Here is a 20,444-nt window from a genome sequence, read left to right on the forward strand (position 1 = left end):
CCCCCGGTATCATTGAGCCGTATCCAAAAAAGGATTAAAACTGAATCCGATAATTAAAATTGGGCCAGAAGCCTAACTGATGCTGTGTACGGATTTTTTCTGATCTGCTGTCATACCATTGACTGAACACATTTTTCCGATTCGTTATATTCTGAAAATCAACAAAAAACTCCTGCATGAATTTTTTATTATTCATCCGGTAACTGAGTTTCAGGTCCATACGATAATAGGCCTTTGTCTTCAACTCAAAAGAACGGGCCTCCTCATAAATTGCCGATCCCGCCTCACGGGATGCATCCACATCAATAGGAGTATACCGCTTTCCTCCGGCAAACACCCCTTTAAAATCAACTGCAATGGTATGCATATCATTCAGGCGCCATTCTTTTCCACCCAGCAGATTCAATAGATAGGATCCATTAAACACCGTATTATGCTGAACATCATTACTGCCCTTGTATTTTGAGTCATACAGGGATAAGGTCCCCAGTACATAATATCCTTTAGAAAATGGCTTTTCAGCAGTCAACTCCAATCCATAATTATATCCGGAACCCTTATTAACCAAACTGTCTTCCAATCCTGCTCCATAACCAGCACCAATATTCAGAGCAGACCAATCTGATGCATGGCGCTCCACCGGTACATTATTCAAAAATTGTCCATACCCCTCCAGCTTATATTTCCAGTTATTACGGGAATGCTCCCAGCCTGCAACAAGATGATGGCTTTTTGTAAAACCAAGGTCCTTGTTTGTTTGGATATAGCCACCATTAACCAGGGTCTCATGAAAATAGGTCATCAGCGATTGTATCTGGCTATGGCCACCGTAAGCAAGCGTTAACGCAGAATTGTTTCGAATTGCATAGCGCAAACCAAGTCTGGGATCAACGGATGATTTTTTATTCAATGCAAGGTATTGCGTATATAGCCCGCTGTTTAGTGTAAGTTTTGTGTTAAACCGATGTTGCCATTGAAGATAGGCTCTCAGCAAAACAGTTTGATTCCTTTCCTGCAAAAATGGGATGAAACCATGTTGCCAATCGCGAATGCTATCCGAATAATTATAATGCAATTGATCAGCAGTAACACCCGCCATCAACCGATCTTTTGCAGAAAACTTTTTATTGATAACCAAACTGGCAACATAACGCCATTCCCGACCATCTTCTCTATAATTTTTATGCGGAATCCGATCTGTATCCAGAGAATCCTGGCGGGTTATTACCTGGCTTCCCGTTGCTGCCACTGTGAATATGGAGGAGGTACTGCTATTGAAAAAATAGGTATGTTTTAATCCGATTACTCCCATTTTGGAGCTATTATACAAATTGCTGTAGGGATCATTATAAAAATTGCTGGTATCCTTCAGATCGCCTTTGAAATCGATATTACTGGAACCACCCATACCGAACAGGCTGAATTGTCCCGCTTTTTTAGTAGGCAGATCAATTTTCAAACTGATATCCTGATAGGCAGGTATTGCCGCACCTGTGCCTACATCCAGGCCAAGTGAACTTATTAATCCGGGTATACTGTACCTGTAGTATATCAAATAAGAGGCTTTACTCTTCTTACTAAATGGCCCTTCCGCTCCCAATTCCAATCCATTAAAACCAACCTGGGCCGTGAATTCTTTTTTGTGGTTATTCCCTTTGCGCAAATTCAGATCAAATACCCCTGCTGTAGCATTCCCAAACTGCGCCGGAAATGCCCCGGTGTAAAAGGCAGACTGGCCAATAACATTGTTATTCAGCATGCCAACCGGACCTCCGGTTGCTCCCAAACTACCGAAGTGATTGGGATTGGGAATATCAACTCCTTCCAACCGCCAAAGTAATCCAAGTGGCGAATTCCCCCGGATAATGATATCATTTCTGCCATCATTTACACTGTTTACACCGGCAAAATTGGAAGCCATCCGGGCAATATCGTTCCGGCTTCCGGCAAAACGTCGGGTATCTTCTGCATTAAATTCGGCCGCACTTACGGTAGCCATTTGGCGACTGGTCAATTTCTCTTTTTTAGCCAGCACCAACACACTGTCCTGGGTTACATCAAGGCGCTCCATCATTTCTATTGTGATCAGCGTCTCCTTTCCGGCTTCCATTACAATATTCTGCAGCTGGCCCGGTTCATACCCAATATGAGAGACCTGAACCGTGATCCTTCCCAGAGGTATATTGAAAATCGAAAATGCGCCGGAATTGTCGGTTATTGATCCTAATGCTGTGCCTGCAATTGAAACTGAAACATCGGCTATTCCGTTTTTGGATTGCTGATCAAGTACCCTGCCGCGCAGAGTCTGAACCTGCTGCTGTCCAATTGCCGCAAACGAAACTAAATGCATCAGGAAAAACAGAAAAACAGCTTTCCGTTTAAGGTGATCCTGAATGCTATACGTAGATTTGGGGATAAGGTTTATCATCGATAGATCATTCATCCCGCAAAGATGTTCAGGCAACAACTTTGGAAATGCCCAAAACAGCATGAAGTGCCGAAAATTTTGGTTGAAATGCAATAGAACAGGTCAAACTTATTTATGTTCCAATCGTTTTTTCAATATTGTTCTCCGCTTGTTTCTTTCACCAGGGAGGATAAACAACTAATAGAAACTTATTTCAGCTTTCGACAGGTACCCAAAAAATTCACACTAATCGCCAATGGAAAAATTGCAAGGGAACTTTATTTCATAAATAAAGGGCTGCTTCGATTATATTACACAAAAGATGGCGAGGACATCACTGCCTTTATTTTTCGCGAACATTTATTCTCCGGTTCTTATGACAGTTTTCTCCGACAGGCTCCCAGTATACAGGGACTCGAAGCCCTTGAAGATTCTGATTTACTGGTCATCACCTATGATAATCTCCAAAGACTTTATAAAAAAGTACCTAAAATGGAAACACTTTCGCGCAAAATTGCGGAACAGCGTTTTATCAATGCTCAGCTGATTCTCTCTTCCTATATCCTTGACAGTCCGGAAGAGCGCTGGAAAAAATTCGAAGCTGCCAATGGAGATCTCCTGCTTCGGGTACCGCATCATATGATTGCTTCCTTTCTTGGAATTACTCCTGTTTCACTGAGTCGGATAAGGAAAAGGCTGCAGCACCCCTGATTCTTTTCTTTACAAAAGTTAATGAGTTGAGCCTCGGTTCCATATTAGTTTTGTTTCATCAAATCAGGTTATATGAACAAAGAAATTAAAACGGAGATCATCCTTAATGGCACAAAGGAAAAAGTATGGAAGGTGCTAACTGATTTTGCTTCTTATCCGGAATGGAATCCATTTATTGTGCAGATTGAAGGCCATGTTACAGAGGGAACCCGTCTAAAAAATACGTTGTTAAATGGTGGTAAAAAATACCAGTTTAACCCAGTCCTGTTAACAGTTGAGCGGGGCGAATCCTTTTCCTGGTTGGGATCCCTTTTTTTCAAAGGATTGTTTGATGGTCTTCACTCTTTCAAACTGGAAGATGCAGGCAACGGGCAGGTTAAACTGATTCATTCAGAACGTTTCAGTGGACTATTAAGCGGTTATATTCTTAAAAAAATCGGTAATGATACCCGGAATAATTTCGTGAAAATGAATCAGGCGCTTAAAGAAAGAGTGGAATCGTTGTAATATTACACATGCAGTCAGATATCATTCAACAATTTGGGAATTTTACAGACTATGAAATGAAGCTGTTCAGTGTAGCTGTTCAGGAGAGAAAAATATTCAAAAATGAATTTTTACTGCAAGAAGGTTCCATTTGTCAGTCCTTATATTTTATCAGTTCGGGCTCCTTTATCCAATACAAAATTAAAGATGAAATTGACCAGCAGATCATCGATCTGCATCTTGCAAACGAATGGATGCTTAACCCACAAAGCTTCGTACGACAACAGCCATCGGAAACCTTTATTCAGGCATTTGCTGATGCAACCATCTACGAATTGACCGTTCATGCCATGCATGATCTTATTAAACAATCACCTGTTTTCTTTCAACTTGCTAAACTATTGGAGCCTGCCCATTCACGAATTCAATTGTTCGATAACCAATTAAGTCCGGGTGAAAAATACCGGTTTGTACTGGATAATCGCCCCGGATTACTCCTGGCCTTTCCCTTAAAGATGATTGCCTCCTATTTAAAAATTACACCTGAAACCTTAAGCAGAGTGAGAGAGAAATTTGCCAAATAATCGCTTCTTGATTTGAATCAAGGGATGATCCGACCAGCACCCTATAGATTTGTTGCAAATAAATATCATGGAAAAAGAGTTCGGTAAGCTGTCTGGTTACTCGCTATTAATCGGTGCATCCCTAATGGTGCTAACAATGGTTTTACATCCTTCGGGAGGCGATATGGACCATATTGTGAAAATATCCCGCATGGCCCTCCTTTCTCATTCAATTGGTGTCTTAAGTACTGTTTTTACATGTTTCGGATTTTATGGTTTGGCAACAGCCCTAATTACGAGGTCCAGGTTATCTATTCTCGGACTAGGCTTTTCCGTATTTGCACTAATGGCTGTACTACTGGCTGCCCTTCTTAATGGAATCGTACTTCCTCTCTATGTTCTCCAACAATCCAATACAACAGGACCTGCAAGAGAAACTGTTCTTTTAATCATTCAATACGGACTAACCATAAATGCCGCACTTGCCTATACTTTTATTGGGGGTTATACGATCGCAATGCTTATCTGGTCCTTTGGCATGGTTAAAACCATGAAATTTCCGAAATGGCTGGGTTATTGGGGGATTTTATTAGTTCTTATTTCGCTGGTAGCTGCTTTTTTACAGCTTAATTTTATCAGTGTTACCGGCTTCACGATCTATGTTGCAGGAATTGTAAGCTGGATTCTTATATCTGCTTATTTTCTCATCAATTTCACTATCAATAAAACGTATGAAGAATGAGTTTACAAACCAAATCCATCCGGCCCTTTATCGGCTCTCTTAATTTTGAACGGTCGCGTCAATTTTACCGTGATCTGGGTTTTGAAGAAACCCTGCTCGACCCCAATTTATCGGTTATTAAATTTGATGCACTGGCCTTTTACCTGCAAAATGCCTACGTAAAAGACTGGGTAGACAATACCATGGTTTTTGTAGAAGTTGAAAATGTAGAAGCTTATTTTCAACATTTATCCAAACTCAATCTGAAGGAAAAATATCCGGAGTCAAAACTTTCGCCCATCCGATACAATGATTGGGGCAATGAATGTTTTCTCCACGACCCCTCAGGTATTTTATGGCATTTCGGGACTTTTAAAAAATGAGTGCGTACATTAATTCTACGCAACGTACGGCGGGCAATATGGGTCATCCAGTAAAAGCCTGCCATGAAATATTTCTTTCATTCAATTATAATTACAATCACCCTGGCTGCATGTTCTTCCTGTAATAAATCAGGCAAATCCACACAAGTAGATAAAATCATCGGTACCTGGGAACTCCGATCCGCTCAATCAGGTATGGTTCCCGGAAGTAATTATAGTCCCGGCAATGGTAACCGCCTTGTTTTCACTGAAACTGAATACCGCCTTTATTCCAATAATCAGCTCACTAAAACGGGCATGTACTACATTGATGAAATTTCACCTGCCCGGGAAGGAGAATGTCTGGATACCAGTTTGCCAAGAATAACCTACGATCAAACGTCCTCCGATACCCGTCGGTTTGAATTCAAATCTGATGATACGGTAATTTTTTATGGTGGTTGCGCTGCGCTCGATTATGGAACCTATGCTGAGTATAAACGAATTCTGTCTGAAAAATAGTTTACTTCTTAAACAAAGAATCCGCTACCCGTAAACTTTCCAGAATAGCACCTTTTACTTTGTCCACTTTTTCCTGTTCTGATTTGAGGTAGCTAAGGCGAACCTCCTGATTATCTTTAGCAGAGTCTACATTAAACTCTTCCATCCAGGTATTCATGCTGTATTCGGCATAGTTCAGATCTTCCTGTACATCCATTAATGTCTGCTGCAGGGCTTCCTTGCCGGCTCCTGTAGTTTTATTCAAACTATCCAATGCTGCCTGAGCCAGTTTCTGCGCTTCCTTGATTTTGCCCATCTTAGCCATACCCACATCATGCCCCTCCATTACCAGTTTAAACAGACTGTCTTCCGGCGTTTTTGCAGTAGCAGAAAATCCATCCATTCGATGGCCGGCATGCTCATCACTACTATTATTGCAGGCAGTTAAAACTAATATTCCCGAGGCTAAAAGAAGGATCGCTTTCATACAATGTAGTTTTCGATAGTGCAAATATGCCCTATTTTGCAAGAACAAATGCTTGCTATGAATAAACTGGAAAATTTTATTGGCGGAAAATGGATCACCGGTGATGGAGAGGGACAAACACTTTTCCATGCCGTTACTGGTGAAGCCCTTTTTCAGGCCAGTTCCAAAGGACTTGATTTCAGGGCAATGGCCGAGTATGCCCGTTCTGTTGGAAATCCTGCCCTGCGGAAAATGACCTTTCATAAGAGAGGTCGCATGCTGCGTGCGCTGGCGCAACACCTTCAGAAAGAGTTACCCCAATTTTATGAAATCTCTTATCAGACCGGCGCCACCAAAGCCGATAGCTGGATCGATCTGGAAGGTGGAATCGGTAATCTCTTTTCTTATGCCTCCCTCCGCCGCAAATTTCCCAACCAGACCTTTGCCGTTGATGGCGAAAGCCATAACCTCAGCAAAGCTTCCAGTTTTATGGGTACACATTTACTGGTTCCAAAAGAAGGTGTGGCCATCCATATCAATGCATTCAATTTTCCGGTTTGGGGTATGCTTGAAAAAGTAGCTGTCAACTGGCTGGCCGGTATGCCGGCTATCGTAAAACCCGCTACCGTTACGAGCTTCCTTACTGAAGCCGTTGTTCGATCTATTGTTTCCTCTGGTATTCTTCCCGATGGCGCTCTCCAATTAATCTGCGGCTCAGCAGGTGATCTGCTCGATCATGTTCAGTCGCAGGACGTGGTGACCTTTACCGGTTCGGCTGCAACGGGATTGAAACTGAAATCGCACCCGGCCATTTTGCGCGAATCCGTTCCATTTAATATGGAAGCCGACTCACTCAATTGTATCATACTTGGACAGGACGTAGAACCGGGATCTCCTGATTGGGAGGTTTTTATAAAAGAAGTGCGGAAAGAAATGACGGTGAAAGCCGGTCAAAAATGCACCGCTATCCGACGGATTTTTGTTCCGGAAGCAAAAATGGAAGCAGTTTGGCAGGCTGTTGCCGTTGCATTGAAACAAACCACCATCGGTAACCCTAAAAATGATAAAGTGCGCATGGGGGCGCTAGCGGGACAAACACAAAAATCTGAAGTGCTGGAGCAGGTAAGCAAATTATTGGCCGGATCGCAGCTTGTATATGGTTCGTTGGATAGCGTGGAACTGATTGATGCTGATCCCGCTAAAGGTGCCTTTATAAGTCCACTTTTATTGGTGAACGAGCAGCCTTTTCGGAATACCGCATCGCATGAAGTGGAAGCTTTTGGGCCGGTTAGCACCATTATGCCGTATAAAACTGCTGAGGAGGCCGTGGCTTTATCGCGGATGGGAAAAGGCTCCCTGGTTAGCTCGATTGTTACAAGTAATCCTTCACTGGCCCGTGATTATGTACTGGGTGCAGGTCCCTGGCACGGCCGGATACTGGTACTGAACCAGGCATGCGCAAAGGAGTCAACCGGACATGGATCCCCTCTGCCACTGTTGGTGCACGGCGGTCCGGGTAGGGCAGGAGGTGGTGAAGAAATGGGTGGAGTTAGAGGAGTCAAACATTATATGCAGCGTGTGGCCGTGCAGGGTAGTCCGGATATGATCACGGCTATTACACAAGTATATCAGGCAGGCGCAGCAGGTAAGGAAGACCGGGTACATCCATTCCGTAAATATTTTGAAGAATTGGAAATTGGCGATCAATTATTAACAGGAAAACGCACCGTGACCGAGGCAGACATCGTAAATTTTGCTAACTTAAGTTGGGATCATTTTTACGCCCATACCGATCATACTTCCCTTGAAGGAACCCTGTTTGAAAAACCGGTTGCCCATGGATATTTTGTATTGAGTGCTGCTGCCGGCTTATTTGTAGACAGCAGTGCTAAAGGCCCTGTACTCTTGAATTATGGCATTGATGAATTACGATTTGTGAAACCGGTTTATGCCGGATCAACGATTCAGGTGCGCTTTACCTGTAAAGAAAAAATTGAACAGGAGAAAAAACTGGATACCGATTTGCTTAAAGGGATCGTTAAATGGATGGTGGAAGTGATGGATGAAACGGGAGAGCAGGTCGCCATCGCTACAATTTTAACAATGGTTCAAAAGAAATCCGATGAACCAAACAAATAAGACCGCGTTTAATAAAATTAAAATAGGAATCTATGATGCATGAAGTTCAGGGCGGCTATGTACAGGCCGAAATTCATAAAGGCATTGCAACTATTGAGTTTTTTCATCCGCAGGGAAATTCCCTGCCGGGAAAGTTATTACATGAGTTGGCAAAAGAAATTCACTCAGCCGGACATAATAAAGAAGTACGTGTTATTGTATTGAAATCCGCGGGCGAGAAAGCCTTTTGTGGCGGCGCTTCCTTTGATGAACTGATGACCATTAAAACTCCGGAAGAAGGCCAGGCTTTCTTTAATGGATTTGCGCAGGTCATCAATGCCATGCGCAAAGTTCCCGTGCTGATTATTGGCCGAATTCAGGGTAAATGTGTGGGCGGAGGACTTGGACTGGCCGCGGCCTGTGATTACGCTATTGCGCTCGAAGGGGCTGAAGTGAAATTAAGCGAACTGGCTGTTGGTATCGGTCCGTTTGTAGTTGGTCCGGCTGTTGAACGTAAAATCGGCACCTCCGCTTTTTCTCAACTGGCCATTGATGCTACCATGTGGCGCAATGGCGATTGGGCTCGTCGAAAGGGCCTCTTTGCTGAATTACATCCAACTACAGAAGGGCTGGACGAGTCGGTTTTCCGTTTATCCACCACGCTGGCAGCATCTTCACCCGATGCGATGCTGGAAATGAAAAAAATGTTCTGGAAAGGTACCGATCACTGGGATCAGCTGCTGACCGAACGCGCCGCTATCAGCGGTCGTCTCGTTTTAAGCTCCTTTACCCGCTCAGCCATCGAAAAATTCAAGGCCAAGGCCGTTACTGTTTGATCTTCCATTCACCCGACCGGTCGTACCGGTCGGGTGCCACCGGTCGGGTGAAAAGTTTACCAGCGATCTTCATCATCCTCCGGTGGCGGTTGCTGAAACTGCTGCCGGGTTTTTATTTTCTGGAGCTGTCGTTCGATGATGAGGTCTGCAATTATAAGTGCAGCATCCTCTCCCACTTTTTCCTTCAGCAGAAATTTTAATTTAGGTTCACTGATATCGATCCGGTAAAGGATACGAATCAATTCCTGCATATCGTGTTGAATCAGCTCATTTACCCAAACAGCCAGTGCTGACCGAAGCTCAGCCCAGTTGTTTGTTTGAACCAACGGAACCATCCCCTCCAACTCCTTTTGCAGTGCTTGCAGTTCCCCCTGCTCTGTTAATTTATCATCTTCCATAACCTGCAGATTTTCCACCCGACCGGTGCCACCGGTCGGGTGGAAAGGGAAGTTAAAACTTTTCGATGACGCCGAGAGCAAAGAGCGCATAGTCGTATTTGACAGGATCGGAGGAGTCGAGCCGGCGGAGCCAGGCGGTAAGCTCAAGCGCAGCCTGCCAGTCGATAGCATCCCGCTGTAAAAGCCCAAACCGTTTCGCCACCCGAGCAACATGCAAATCAATCGGAATCACCAACTGCGATGGCGAAATCGAAGTCCATAAGCCAAAATCCACCCCACCATCCGCCGGACGCACCATCCACCGCAGGTACATATTCAACCGCTTGCAGGTAGAACCACGGAAAGGCGCCGCAATATGCTTTCGGGTGCGGGCAGGTATCTCAAAAGCATCCGGAACCCCAGCCCAAACTCCATCAAAAAAGTAGCCATAAAATCCATTCAAACCCCCGGTCATATCCTTATCATGGGCGTCCATTCCTCGTAAAAAAGCCGGTTCAAGTGAGGCATGCATTGAATAATGCTGCTTCAATACTTCCACAAAATAAAGCAGGTCGGTGGCATTAAACGTACGATGCTTAAAGGATAACAATCCCCGCAAATCCTCCTCCCCATGATTCATCATAAAATCATGCGGACGCATATCCATCCGTTCCATCAACTCCCGGCTCTTGGAAATAATAGTAGTCCGATTCCCCCAGGCAAAAACTGCGGCAAACAATCCGGCAATCTCAATATCCGCCCGCGCAGAAAATAAATGAGGAATACATACCGGATCCGCTTCAATAAAAGAAGGCCGGTTGTATTCCTCCACTTTCCGATTTAAAAAATCTTTTAAGCGATTAATTTCCTTTTTCCGATCAGCCACGCTGTTTGATTTTGTTCCAAGCCAGGATCAGGGATTGATTTTCAATTGCCGAACAGAGGTTGGCAGCCAAATCTGCATCTCCCCTTTCCCTCTGTTATTCCAGACAAAATAAGGAATCGCTGTAATGGTTTTATGTACAGTTGATATCGATTGCCCCTCCGCATCCACATCAAATACATTGGCATCAAAGCCGATGGTATTTATTCCGCCGAGTTTTCCCGCTTCGTATTGAACTGAAAACTTGCTGCTGGCAGGTAACACAAAGTTCATTGCCTTATTTGCATTATCAGCTCCCTCCACACAATAAACCAATGGTCCATATTGCAATGCCACCCGATCCGCATTTTGTTTCAAACCAGAATGACTAATAACCCGCTTCACTTCCATCGGCGTCTTAATTTCAATCCGGTCACCTTTTTTCCATTTACGTACCAGCACCGCATATCCATTTTCCTCAGCAAATTTCACAGGCTGCCCGTTTACTAATACCTCAAATGAGGAAGTTCCGGCACCTTCTTCATACCTGTAGAGGTCACCCGGAACAGGTGCACTTAGCCATCCCGGAATCCTTAATCGAACCGAAACCGGCAACCTGCCTGATTCTGTAACAGTAATTGTGGTAGTCCCTTTCCAGGGAAATTCCGTTTGCATCGATAAGCCCAACGATTGTTTTTTTACAGGAATCTTCACCTCACTTCCAATATAAAGATTCACCCAAACCGCATCCTCCGAACTGCTGTATATATAATTACCAAGAGAGGCAACCAATCGCGCAATATTAGACGGACAACAAGCTGTCCCAAACCATTCACTTCGCTGATGGTTACCTGATGAAGCCAAAGGATTACCATAAAAGAAACGATCTCCCTGTAAAGACAAGCCATCCAGCGCAGCATTATACAGACTTCGCTCCAGTACATCCATATACTTTGAATCGCCGGTGAGCATATTCATCCGCTGATTCCAAAATACCATTCCAACTGAAGCGCAGGTTTCGCAATAAGCCGTTTCATTGGGAAGATCATAATCCTTTCCAAATCCCTCATTGGTACCCTGCGCACCAATTCCGCCGGTGATATACATATTCCGATACACCACATCTTCCCAAATCCGGTGCATGGCATTCATATAGCCGGAATCGCGCGTAACCGCCGCCACATCCGCAGCACCCGTATACATATACATGGCCCGAACCGCATGGCCGGTTATTTCTTTCTGCTCCTTTACCGGGATTCCATCCTGGCAATAATCCGGATCTTTCCACTCCTCCCAGATTTTCCCCTTCCCATATCCCCGACCCCGCTGCTCCAGAAACCATTGCGCCAAATCCAGATACCTGCGCTGCCCGGTATGATGATAAAGCCGCATTAATGCCAGCTCTATTTCCTGGTGGCCGCTAACCCATGGACGATCAGCCATCCGGAAAGTTGAATCAATATGATCCGCAAAACGGATTGCCACATCCAGTAAAACCCTTTTTCCTGTAGTATTATAATAGGCAATCCCAGCTTCAATCAGGTGGCCGGCACAATAGTCCTCATGCCTTTCCATATCCAGCCAGCGCTTATCCAGTCCGGTTAATTGATAATAGGTATTCAAATAACCATCCGGTAATTGTGCAGCAGCAATTTTCCGGATCCAGTCGTCTGCTTTTTTCTCTATTTCCGCATCCGGATGATTCTTCAGTGAATAGGCCATGGCTTCAATTGCTTTGTACACATCGGAATCATCATAATAAATTCCTTCATGCTCACCGTTCCCTATTGCCGCTTTTTCAAAATTCCGGATACGACCCGTTTTATTTTCTGTATATAAAACGCAGGCATCTAAAGTGCCATTGGCAACTGCCTCCATTCTTCCTTTCCAAAAATTATCCGTTACCGAAACCTTTGAAAAATTTACGGGACTTAACTTTTGGAAAGATGGTTGCGCCATGGCAGAAAAGGGAACCAGCAGGAACCCCACAGCCAACTGTCTAAATTGAATCATATTTTAACCAATTGCTTTTGCCAGGTCTTCTATCAGATCATCCGCATCTTCCACACCAACGCTTAACCGAATCAGGGAATCAGATAAACCATTTTTGATGCGTTCTTCCCTTGGAATAGAGGCATGTGTCATGGAAGCCGGATGATTGATCAGCGATTCCACCCCACCCAAACTTTCTGCAAGAGAAAACAAATGAGTCGATGACAATACTTTTTTCGCAGCCTCCACAGAATTGTCAGACAACTCAAAGCTCATCATGCCTCCAAATCCGCGCATCTGTTTTTTTGCCACGGCATATCCCGGATGATCTTCAAATCCGCACCAGTATACCTTGCCCACTTTAGGATGATTTCTTAACCAATGTGCAATTTTTTCGCCGTTTTCGCAATGGCGCTGCATACGCAGGTGCAGGGTTTTAATACCCCGTAAAACCAGGAAACAATCCATCGGTCCGGGTACCGCACCGCAGCTTTTTTGAATAAAATACAGCTGATCAAACAATCCTTTATCATTCACCACCAGCGCACCCTGAATCACATCACTATGTCCACCCAGGTATTTGGTAGACGAATGCATCACGATATCAGCCCCAATATCCAGCGGATTTTGCAGGTAGGGTGAAGCAAAGGTATTATCCACACAAAGCAGGGCCCCGCCTGCTTTTGCGATATTCGAAATGGCCGCAATATCCCCGATATTCATCAATGGATTCGTGGGCGTTTCCAGCCAGATCAGTTTGGTAGCTGCACTCATGGCCGCTTCCACCGCCTCGAGCGAACCCATATCCACATACTTGAACCTGATCCCGAACCGCTCAAACACTTTGGTAAACAGGCGATAGGTTCCCCCATATAAATCATTTCCTGTTACTACTTCATCACCCGGCGATAATAATTTCAACACCGCATCCGTTGCTGCCACTCCGCTTGAAAAAGCCAGTCCATACTGACCGTTTTCGATGGTTGCCAGCGCTTCTTCCAATGCTTTCCGCGTTGGATTCTGTGATCGTGCATATTCAAAGCCCTTGTTTACACCGGGGGCTTCCTGCACATAGGTAGAGGTCATATAAACCGGCGTCATAATTGCCCCGGTTGAAGGATCCGGTTCCATACCGGCATGAATGAACTTGGTAGCTATTTTCATTGGAAAACAAATTTTATTGTGCGATTAATCTCCCCAATACGAGCACCCGCCAGTCGGCTGCTGTGCCGGTATAAGGGCGATCAAGATAGCGCTTTTGCAAGATTCCCTTATCAACCAATTCCTGTCGGGATTGCAGTACGAATTCCTGCACGCCGGGTGCTTTCATCCAATCTGTCTGCGGAGGCTCATACCCGATTTTCTTCTTCTGCCAGGCAATCGAGGCAGGAAGGCGATTATTCATCGACTGCCGCAGTATCCATTTGGTATATCCATCCCGCATTTTGAATTCGGCAGGTAAACTAAAAACAAATTCCATCAAAGCCGGATCAAGATAAGGCAGCCGGATTTCCCGACCGAATGCCATGCTGTTACGATCGGCATAGCGTAATAATTCCGGTAATCTGCCCATGGTCAGATCAAAATAAAGAATATCATTCAGCGATGTAACGAAGGGTTTGAACAGGTCTTCTGTTCGTAAAGCAGCCGAAACGTATTCCTGATTAACATAGGGAATTCGCCGCACCGATGCAGCCTGTTTTTTTATAAGCTGTTCCTGCGCGGCCTGTGGAAACCAGGCAGCCAGGCGGTTTCGCCAGCCCCAGCCTTCTTTCCAGCCATGTTCGGTAAAAGCTGTTCGCTCTTTTAAAAAAGCTGCCCGCGGACCGGAGCGCCATTTTTCCTGCAGGAACCAATGAATATAGGAGGGATATCCCCCCAGTAATTCATCTGCCCCCTGACCGTCGAGCAGTACGGTTACCCCCTGTTCTGCTGCCAGTTGCATTACTTTATATTGCACCAGGGCACTCGCCGATTCAACCGGCATTTCCTGATGGAATAGTAACCTGTCAAGATCTTTCAGCAGGTCAGCTGCTGTTGGGGTACAGGTTTGCGACTGTATGTTCAGCCTGCTCGCAAGCTCTCCAATTAGTGCCGATTCATCGCGCTCAAATCCCGGAAACACTGCCGAGAAGCCGGTCCACTTACCCACTCCCAACTCTTTCACCATCGCTGCAATGGAGGAGCTGTCTACCCCGCCGCTTAACGATGAGCCCACCGGCACATCCGATCGTAGCCGCTTCCTTACCGACGCTTTCAGCAGGTCCTCAAACTCCCCCATCCACCGCGGCAGATGGTCACCGGTCGGGTGGCACCGGTCGGGTGGCACCGGTCGGGTGAGATCCCAATAGCGGGAGAGGATCAGTTCGCCCCAAACACCGGAGACATAGGAGTAGAGGGCCGTATGAGCAGGTGGAAGCTGAAAAATTCCGGAGTAAAAACTTTGTTCTGCGCGGAGCGGGATACCTGTTACACCAGCACCAAGATAGAGCAGGAGCTGGTGCGGATCCGGCTCTTTCGGCACCCCAACCGCCCAGAATGCTTTCATTTCAGATGCAAACAGAAGCCGCCCCCCCTGCCAGCAGAAAAACAGGGGTTTCTCACCCATCCGGTCACGTGCGAGAAAAAGCTCAGACTGAACAGCATCCCAGATGGCAAAGGCAAACATGCCATCCAGCTGCTTCACACAGTCCGCACCAAATTCCTGGTAAGCGGCAAGAATCACTTCCGTATCAGATTCCGTCTGGAATGTATATCCCCGATGCAACAAATCTGTGCGTAGTTCTTTATAATTATAGATTTCCCCGTTGTAAAGGATGGTAAAACGGCCGGCATAGTGCATCGGCTGTGCGGCACCAGGAGATAGATCAATCACCGATAAACGGCGATGACCAAAAAAAACACGGGCAGAATCATCTTCCCAAAAACCCGCCCCATCCGGCCCTCGATGGGCCAGCGCTTCCGCCATCAAATTAATAGCATGAAATTGCCTGTCCGCATCAGAAGCGGCAACTTCCGTTATAATTCCGGCAATTCCACACATGGTATAAAGATCAGAAAAAGCTGATGGGAACGCGCACCATTTCAGTATCCCATCCAATAAACAGACTCACACTACCATTGGTTTTTTCAAAATACATACTGAAGGATTCCAATGCATCGGGATTATGTTGAACAGGAACATCGGTTCGGGCAACATCTTTTTTCGGATCGTACAGAAAGGCACCCCAGGTATCGGTTTCCTTGTTCAATATAATAGTCCATTTCTCGGTAGTAGGAATGGCATACATCGTATAACGGCCTTTTTTCACGCGGGTAGCGCCAATTTTTGCATCGCGGTACAATTCAATTTCAGTGGCTTCATTCGCACCCAGTCTCCAGATGCTGCCGTATTCAACCAGTTCGCCAAAAACTTTCCGGCCATTTTTCTGCGGACGGCTATAAGCTACCCGAACCATCAGCGCTTCGTTGGCTTTTTCCTGAATCCGCAGAATCGGATAATTTACCGGATAATAACTATAGTCGAGTGGCGATTTATCTACCGGAGGAAATTTGAATTGGGCATTCAGGGAAAATTGAACCAAACAGCAAACTGCCAGTAAAAATCCTGTCTTGCGCACATTAAATCGATTTGTCATGCATTGCTTCCTTTACAATCCCAAAAATAATGAAGCATTACAACAATGTTCATTGGTTTTTATGACAGGAATCAGGAAAGAGGGGCATTTCCTCCTATATTTTTGCTAAAACAATTTTCATGCGTCCACCGATCCAATATGTTTCCGCTGAAGAAGCCTTGTCCGTAATACAATCCGGTAACCGGGTATTTGTTCAGGGTAGTGCTCAAACACCTTCTTATATGATGTCAAAACTGGCAGAACAAAAGGATCGCCTGCAACAGGTGGAGCTGGTTAATATCACAGTCTATGGCGATATGGTGGTTGATAAGCCGGAATACCAGGGTCATTTTCATATCAACTCGCTGTTTGTGTCAGCCAGTATCCGCGATGCAGTTCAGGCGGGAAGAGCGGATTATGTGCCGGTTTTTCTCAGTGAAATTCCGGAATTATTCAAACAGGGCATATTGCCGATTGATGTGGCCATCGTTCATGTTTCCGTTCCGGATACACATGGTTACTGTTCGCTTGGTGTATCGGTTGATATTGCGCGTTCTGCTGTTAATACAGCCCGCTATGTAATTGCACAGGTTAATCCGAATGTACCCCGCACACATGGTGATGGTATGATCCATGTAAAACGTTTTCATGCCATGGTCTATCATGAAGCGCCCTTACACGAAGGAAATTTTTCATCAAGATTGGGTGCGGCAGAAAAACAAATCGGTCAATACATTGCAGGTATGATTGAGGATCGCGCAACCCTGCAAATGGGAATTGGTGCAATCCCCGATGCAGTGCTTCGTTGTTTGGGTAATCATAAAGATCTCGGTGTACATACAGAAATGTTTAGCGATGGCATTATTGATCTGGTTGAAAATGATGTGATCAATAACAAGTACAAAGCTATACATCCAAATAAATCAGTAGTAGGTTTTGCCTTGGGCACAAAGCGTTTATACGATTACGTGAATGATAATCCGGCTTTCGCTTTTCTTGATATTGATTATGTAAATGAAAGTTCGGTGATCCGAAGGAATCCGAAAATGGTTGCCATCAACAGCGCAGTGGAAATTGATTTAACCGGACAGGTATGTGCGGATAGTATCGGAACCTTTCAGTATTCCGGCATAGGCGGACAAATGGATTTTATGCGGGGAGCAGCCTTGAGTGCGGGTGGTAAACCGATTATAGCACTGCCATCCCGTACAGCCAAAGGAATTTCAAGAGTTGTTCCCTTTCTGAAAACCGGTGCGGGTGTAGTTACCACACGCGGACATATACACTATGTGGTTACGGAATTTGGGATTGCCTATTTATATGGTAAGAACCTGCGTCAACGTGCCAAAGCCCTGATTGATATTGCCCATCCGGATGACCGGGAGATGCTGGAGAGAGCCGCTCATGAGCGGTTTAAAGTGTTTCCGGTCGAATAAGTTGCCGCCGGTATTCATCGTTGACGAATAACAGTAATTCCGGGAAAAAGCGCTGGAAACAATCCTTAAGTAATTGATAATCCGTTTCAAATGCTTTAAATGCGGGTTGAAAGTCGTCTATAAATTTAGCGCGTCGAACCAATCCCTCCATACTGCGTTCAATGCCCCATCGATCTTTATAATTCAGTAACCAGTTTTGTTCTTTCATATAAGGAAACATACGTGCAAACTGATCAGGGAAAAATGCCGCTTGTCCTTCCAGCGAACCGTACACCCATTGACTGAAATCATGCAGGCTGTTTCCGGGAAAAGCGAGTTCATCCGTTGCCAAAAAATGATCGTACACAACATCCAGAAAAGCAGATGAATACAATCCTACTGCCGGTTTAAACACCAGTTTTGCCCTTGCATTTATCGGATGGTCATCGGTAAACTTATCTATTGCTCTGTGTAAATCAATTCCCCTAAGTATTGCCGAAGGGTAATCGAATTTCTTTTTACCCTTTACAAAATCGCTGATAAGATTACCCAACAGCAGTTCCGGCTGGCGAAAAGATAGATAGGCGTGTGCTAGAAAGTTCATTTTTTAAAATAGGTGGTTTCCACTTCTCTAATTTAACCATGGATTAACCGCATTTTACTTTTTATTTAACAAATTTTCTCAACTGGCCGTCTGGCTTGAGTTTCAGCCGATTTTTCAGGACCCGGAAGACATAATCTTTTCAGGTATTTATCAAATATTTACTTTATCTGACCATCCTTCACTATTTGCTTGACAGGGGTTGTAACCTTTTTACTTTTACATCGTCAAACTATTCGAACAAGCATTAATCATTAAACCTTTAAATGTCATTTTATGAAAAAGTTCATCTTAATCGCCGCTACAGCTTTTGTAAGTCTGGCCAGTTTCGCAAATGTTGATCCTATTACCGGAAAGGTATTGGAATCTTTCCGTACAGAGTTTGCTGATGCAAAAAATGTACAATGGAAATCGCTCGATGATGCAGGTCTTTTCCAGGCCACCTTCAACTATCGTAATACCGAGTTGAGTGCATTCTATGATGCAGACGGTGCTCTGGTTGCAACTGCACGTTATATCGACAAAGCAAATTTGCCGATCATGGTATCAAAAGCAATTCAGGAAAGATATCCTGAGCATGTAATGAAAAATGTAATTGAGCACAACGCGAACGGAGCTACCACGTATCATGTAACCTTACATGGTGTGAAGTCAAGCATGATTGTATCTGCTTCTCCTTCCGGAAACCTCAGCATTTTCAAAAAAATTAAACACAAACTGTAACCTTAAAAGACGTTCAGCGTCTTATTAGCATCACTCACTTATTTAAACCTTAAGCAATGAAAAAGTTCATGACTACTCTGTTGGTAGTAACACTCAGCATCAGTTCTCTTTTCGCAAACAACAGCAAAAATCGCAACAACGTTGATGAGCGTGTAGAAAAAAGCTTCAAAAAAACATTTGCATCCGCACAGCAGGAAAGCTGGAGCCGCGTAAACAACCTGAACAAAGTTCAGTTCAACTTAAATGGTCAGGTATTATTTGCCTACCTCGATGATGAAGGTACCCTGGTTGGTGTGTACCGTAACATCCTCTCTACGCAACTTCCGATTTCCTTAATGACAGAGATAAAAGAAGAGTATTCCGATTATTGGATCTCTACTCTGTTCGAGGTTGCCAATGAGGGCACAACTACCTACTATATCACACTGGAAAATGCCGGTCAGCAGCTTGTACTGAAAAGTGAAAACAGCTCCAGCTGGTCAGTATTCTCCAGAACTAAAAAATAAACAGGACGGTTTTTTCTCTGAGGTTTTGTTGGAAAGTCAGCCCCACCCCGTAAGGTGGGGCTTTTTTATTTTACCTTTGGCATCCAAAAACCACGTTAACATGAGTAAAGGTCCCGTTTCTCAATTCATCGAACACCATTATCGCCACTTTAATGCGGCTGCTTTGGTGGATGCTGCCAAAGGTTATGAGCAACATTTGCTGGAAGGAGGAAAAATGATGATTACCCTGGCCGGTGCGATGAGTACAGCAGAGCTGGGTGTTTCCCTGGCTGAAATGATCCGCCAGGATAAAGTGCAGATTATTTCCTGTACCGGAGCCAACCTGGAAGAAGATGTTATGAACCTGGTGGCCCATAGTCATTATAAAAGAATTCCCAATTACCGCGATCTTACCCCACAGGAAGAATGGGATCTGCTGGAACAGGGGCTGAACCGGGTAACTGATACCTGTATTCCGGAAGAAGAAGCTTTCCGTAAGATCCAGCACCATATTGCCAAAATCTGGAAAGATGCCGATGCCGCCGGCGAACGTTATTTTCCGCATGAATTCATGTACAAATTGCTGAACAGCGGTTTGATGAAGGACGATTATGAAATTGATCCCAAAGACAGCTGGATGATTGCTGCTGCTGAAAAAAACCTGCCGATTATTGTTCCGGGCTGGGAAGATTCTACCATGGGTAATATTTTCGCTTCCTACGTTATCAAAAATGAAGTGAAAGCCACTACCATGAAAAGCGGGATTGAATACATGGTTTGGTTATCAGACTGGTATCGGAATAATTCTGCCGGTAAAGGAGTAGGTTTCTTCCAGTTGGGTGGCGGTATTGCCGGTGATTTCCCCATCTGTGTGGTACCCATGATGTACCAGGATCTGGAATGGCATGATGTGCCGTTCTGGGCCTATTTCTGTCAGGTAAGCGATTCTACCACCTCTTATGGATCCTATTCAGGTGCAGTTCCAAACGAAAAAATTACCTGGGGCAAACTGGGTATCGATACGCCTAAATTTATCGTGGAAAGCGATGCTACGATTGTGGCGCCGTTGATTTTCGCGTACATTTTGGGAAAGTAAAAAATAAAAAGTAGAAAGTTAAAAGTGGGCACCCCGAAATTCGGGAATCCCTCTCACCTCTCACCTTTCACCTTTCACCAAAAAACCGCTCGCATTAGCGAGCGG

The 20,444-nt window shown here is 44.8% G+C and carries 21 protein-coding genes; 12 read left to right on the top strand and 9 right to left on the bottom strand.

Annotated features, from left to right (window positions below):
• Positions 1 to 34: 34 nt before the first annotated feature.
• Positions 35 to 2,428 carry a TonB-dependent receptor gene (locus tag B2746_RS19760; RefSeq protein ID WP_290797969.1) on the bottom strand — a complete coding sequence of 798 codons (2,394 nt, stop codon included), beginning with the start codon at positions 2,426 to 2,428 and terminating at the stop codon, positions 35 to 37.
• 114 nt (positions 2,429 to 2,542) lie between these two features.
• Here B2746_RS19760 and B2746_RS19765 point away from each other — a divergent pair, with 114 nt between their 5' ends.
• The 6 genes from B2746_RS19765 (at position 2,543) to B2746_RS19790 (ending at position 5,772) form a co-directional block, all read left to right on the top strand.
• Positions 2,543 to 3,118 (top strand): Crp/Fnr family transcriptional regulator, encoded by a 576-nt coding sequence (locus B2746_RS19765; RefSeq protein WP_290797972.1) that lies wholly within the window; start codon positions 2,543 to 2,545, stop codon positions 3,116 to 3,118.
• Positions 3,119 to 3,190: 72 nt separating this feature from the next.
• Entirely contained in the window at positions 3,191 to 3,625 is a 435-nt protein-coding gene (locus B2746_RS19770; protein ID WP_290797975.1) for an SRPBCC domain-containing protein, read from the top strand.
• Positions 3,626 to 3,633: 8 nt separating this feature from the next.
• Positions 3,634 to 4,188 (top strand): Crp/Fnr family transcriptional regulator, encoded by a 555-nt coding sequence (locus B2746_RS19775; protein WP_290797978.1) that lies wholly within the window; start codon positions 3,634 to 3,636, stop codon positions 4,186 to 4,188.
• Positions 4,189 to 4,255: 67 nt separating this feature from the next.
• Complete coding sequence (locus B2746_RS19780) at positions 4,256 to 4,909, top strand: hypothetical protein (protein WP_290797981.1); 654 nt, start codon at positions 4,256 to 4,258, stop codon at positions 4,907 to 4,909.
• A complete protein-coding gene (locus B2746_RS19785; protein ID WP_290797982.1) occupies positions 4,906 to 5,271 on the top strand; it encodes a glyoxalase in 366 nt (121 codons plus the stop codon). The genes B2746_RS19780 and B2746_RS19785 overlap by 4 nt, the downstream gene beginning before the upstream one ends.
• A gap of 63 nt (positions 5,272 to 5,334) precedes the next feature.
• Positions 5,335 to 5,772: a hypothetical protein gene (locus B2746_RS19790; protein ID WP_290797985.1), complete on the top strand. Its 438-nt coding sequence runs from the start codon at positions 5,335 to 5,337 to the stop codon at positions 5,770 to 5,772.
• Position 5,773: 1 nt separating this feature from the next.
• On the opposite strand, the gene B2746_RS19795 is transcribed toward B2746_RS19790, so the two are convergent.
• Positions 5,774 to 6,238: a hypothetical protein gene (locus tag B2746_RS19795; protein WP_290797988.1), complete on the bottom strand. Its 465-nt coding sequence runs from the start codon at positions 6,236 to 6,238 to the stop codon at positions 5,774 to 5,776.
• A gap of 57 nt (positions 6,239 to 6,295) precedes the next feature.
• On the opposite strand from B2746_RS19795, the gene paaZ reads away from it, so the two are divergent.
• Positions 6,296 to 8,356 (top strand): phenylacetic acid degradation bifunctional protein PaaZ, encoded by a 2,061-nt coding sequence (gene paaZ, locus B2746_RS19800; protein ID WP_290797991.1) that lies wholly within the window; start codon positions 6,296 to 6,298, stop codon positions 8,354 to 8,356.
• 32 nt (positions 8,357 to 8,388) lie between these two features.
• The gene (locus B2746_RS19805; protein WP_290797994.1) at positions 8,389 to 9,171 is read left to right on the top strand and encodes an enoyl-CoA hydratase/isomerase family protein; all 783 of its coding nucleotides are present in this window, start codon (positions 8,389 to 8,391) and stop codon (positions 9,169 to 9,171) included.
• Between the two features lie 56 nt (positions 9,172 to 9,227).
• Here the strand turns inward: B2746_RS19805 and B2746_RS19810 are convergent, their stop codons facing one another.
• From B2746_RS19810 to B2746_RS19835, 6 genes are read right to left on the bottom strand one after another with little or no spacing between them, the layout of a single operon-like run.
• A complete protein-coding gene (locus B2746_RS19810; protein ID WP_290797997.1) occupies positions 9,228 to 9,569 on the bottom strand; it encodes a hypothetical protein in 342 nt (113 codons plus the stop codon).
• 52 nt (positions 9,570 to 9,621) lie between these two features.
• On the bottom strand, positions 9,622 to 10,434 hold the full coding sequence (locus tag B2746_RS19815; protein ID WP_290798000.1) for a TIGR02757 family protein: 813 nt from the start codon (positions 10,432 to 10,434) through the stop codon (positions 9,622 to 9,624).
• Between the two features lie 27 nt (positions 10,435 to 10,461).
• Entirely contained in the window at positions 10,462 to 12,423 is a 1,962-nt protein-coding gene (locus B2746_RS19820; RefSeq protein WP_290798002.1) for a glycoside hydrolase family 127 protein, read from the bottom strand.
• 3 nt (positions 12,424 to 12,426) lie between these two features.
• The gene (locus tag B2746_RS19825; protein ID WP_290798004.1) at positions 12,427 to 13,566 is read right to left on the bottom strand and encodes a cystathionine gamma-synthase; all 1,140 of its coding nucleotides are present in this window, start codon (positions 13,564 to 13,566) and stop codon (positions 12,427 to 12,429) included.
• Positions 13,567 to 13,579: 13 nt separating this feature from the next.
• Positions 13,580 to 15,445, bottom strand: coding sequence for an asparagine synthase (glutamine-hydrolyzing) (gene asnB, locus B2746_RS19830; protein ID WP_290798006.1), 1,866 nt, complete (start codon positions 15,443 to 15,445; stop codon positions 13,580 to 13,582).
• A 10-nt stretch (positions 15,446 to 15,455) separates the two neighbouring features.
• The gene (locus B2746_RS19835) at positions 15,456 to 16,040 is read right to left on the bottom strand and encodes a DUF2911 domain-containing protein (RefSeq protein ID WP_290798010.1); all 585 of its coding nucleotides are present in this window, start codon (positions 16,038 to 16,040) and stop codon (positions 15,456 to 15,458) included.
• Between the two features lie 119 nt (positions 16,041 to 16,159).
• Here B2746_RS19835 and B2746_RS19840 point away from each other — a divergent pair, with 119 nt between their 5' ends.
• Positions 16,160 to 17,455, top strand: coding sequence for an acetyl-CoA hydrolase/transferase family protein (locus B2746_RS19840; protein WP_290798013.1), 1,296 nt, complete (start codon positions 16,160 to 16,162; stop codon positions 17,453 to 17,455).
• Here the strand turns inward: B2746_RS19840 and B2746_RS19845 are convergent.
• On the bottom strand, positions 17,433 to 18,038 hold the full coding sequence (locus tag B2746_RS19845) for an ACP phosphodiesterase (protein ID WP_290798016.1): 606 nt from the start codon (positions 18,036 to 18,038) through the stop codon (positions 17,433 to 17,435). The two genes, B2746_RS19840 and B2746_RS19845, sit on opposite strands and share 23 nt — an antisense overlap.
• Before the next feature lie 273 nt (positions 18,039 to 18,311).
• Between B2746_RS19845 and B2746_RS19850 the strand changes: the two genes are divergently transcribed.
• The 3 genes from B2746_RS19850 to B2746_RS19860 all read left to right on the top strand — a co-directional run bounded on the left by B2746_RS19850 (position 18,312) and on the right by B2746_RS19860 (position 20,339).
• Positions 18,312 to 18,758, top strand: coding sequence for a hypothetical protein (locus B2746_RS19850; RefSeq protein ID WP_290798019.1), 447 nt, complete (start codon positions 18,312 to 18,314; stop codon positions 18,756 to 18,758).
• 56 nt (positions 18,759 to 18,814) lie between these two features.
• The gene (locus tag B2746_RS19855) at positions 18,815 to 19,264 is read left to right on the top strand and encodes a hypothetical protein (protein ID WP_290798022.1); all 450 of its coding nucleotides are present in this window, start codon (positions 18,815 to 18,817) and stop codon (positions 19,262 to 19,264) included.
• Positions 19,265 to 19,364: 100 nt separating this feature from the next.
• Positions 19,365 to 20,339: a deoxyhypusine synthase family protein gene (locus B2746_RS19860; protein WP_290798024.1), complete on the top strand. Its 975-nt coding sequence runs from the start codon at positions 19,365 to 19,367 to the stop codon at positions 20,337 to 20,339.
• Positions 20,340 to 20,444: the final 105 nt, after the last annotated feature.

Source organism: Flavihumibacter sp. UBA7668, assembly GCF_002483205.1.
Taxonomy (GTDB): Bacteria; Bacteroidota; Bacteroidia; order Chitinophagales; family Chitinophagaceae; genus Flavihumibacter.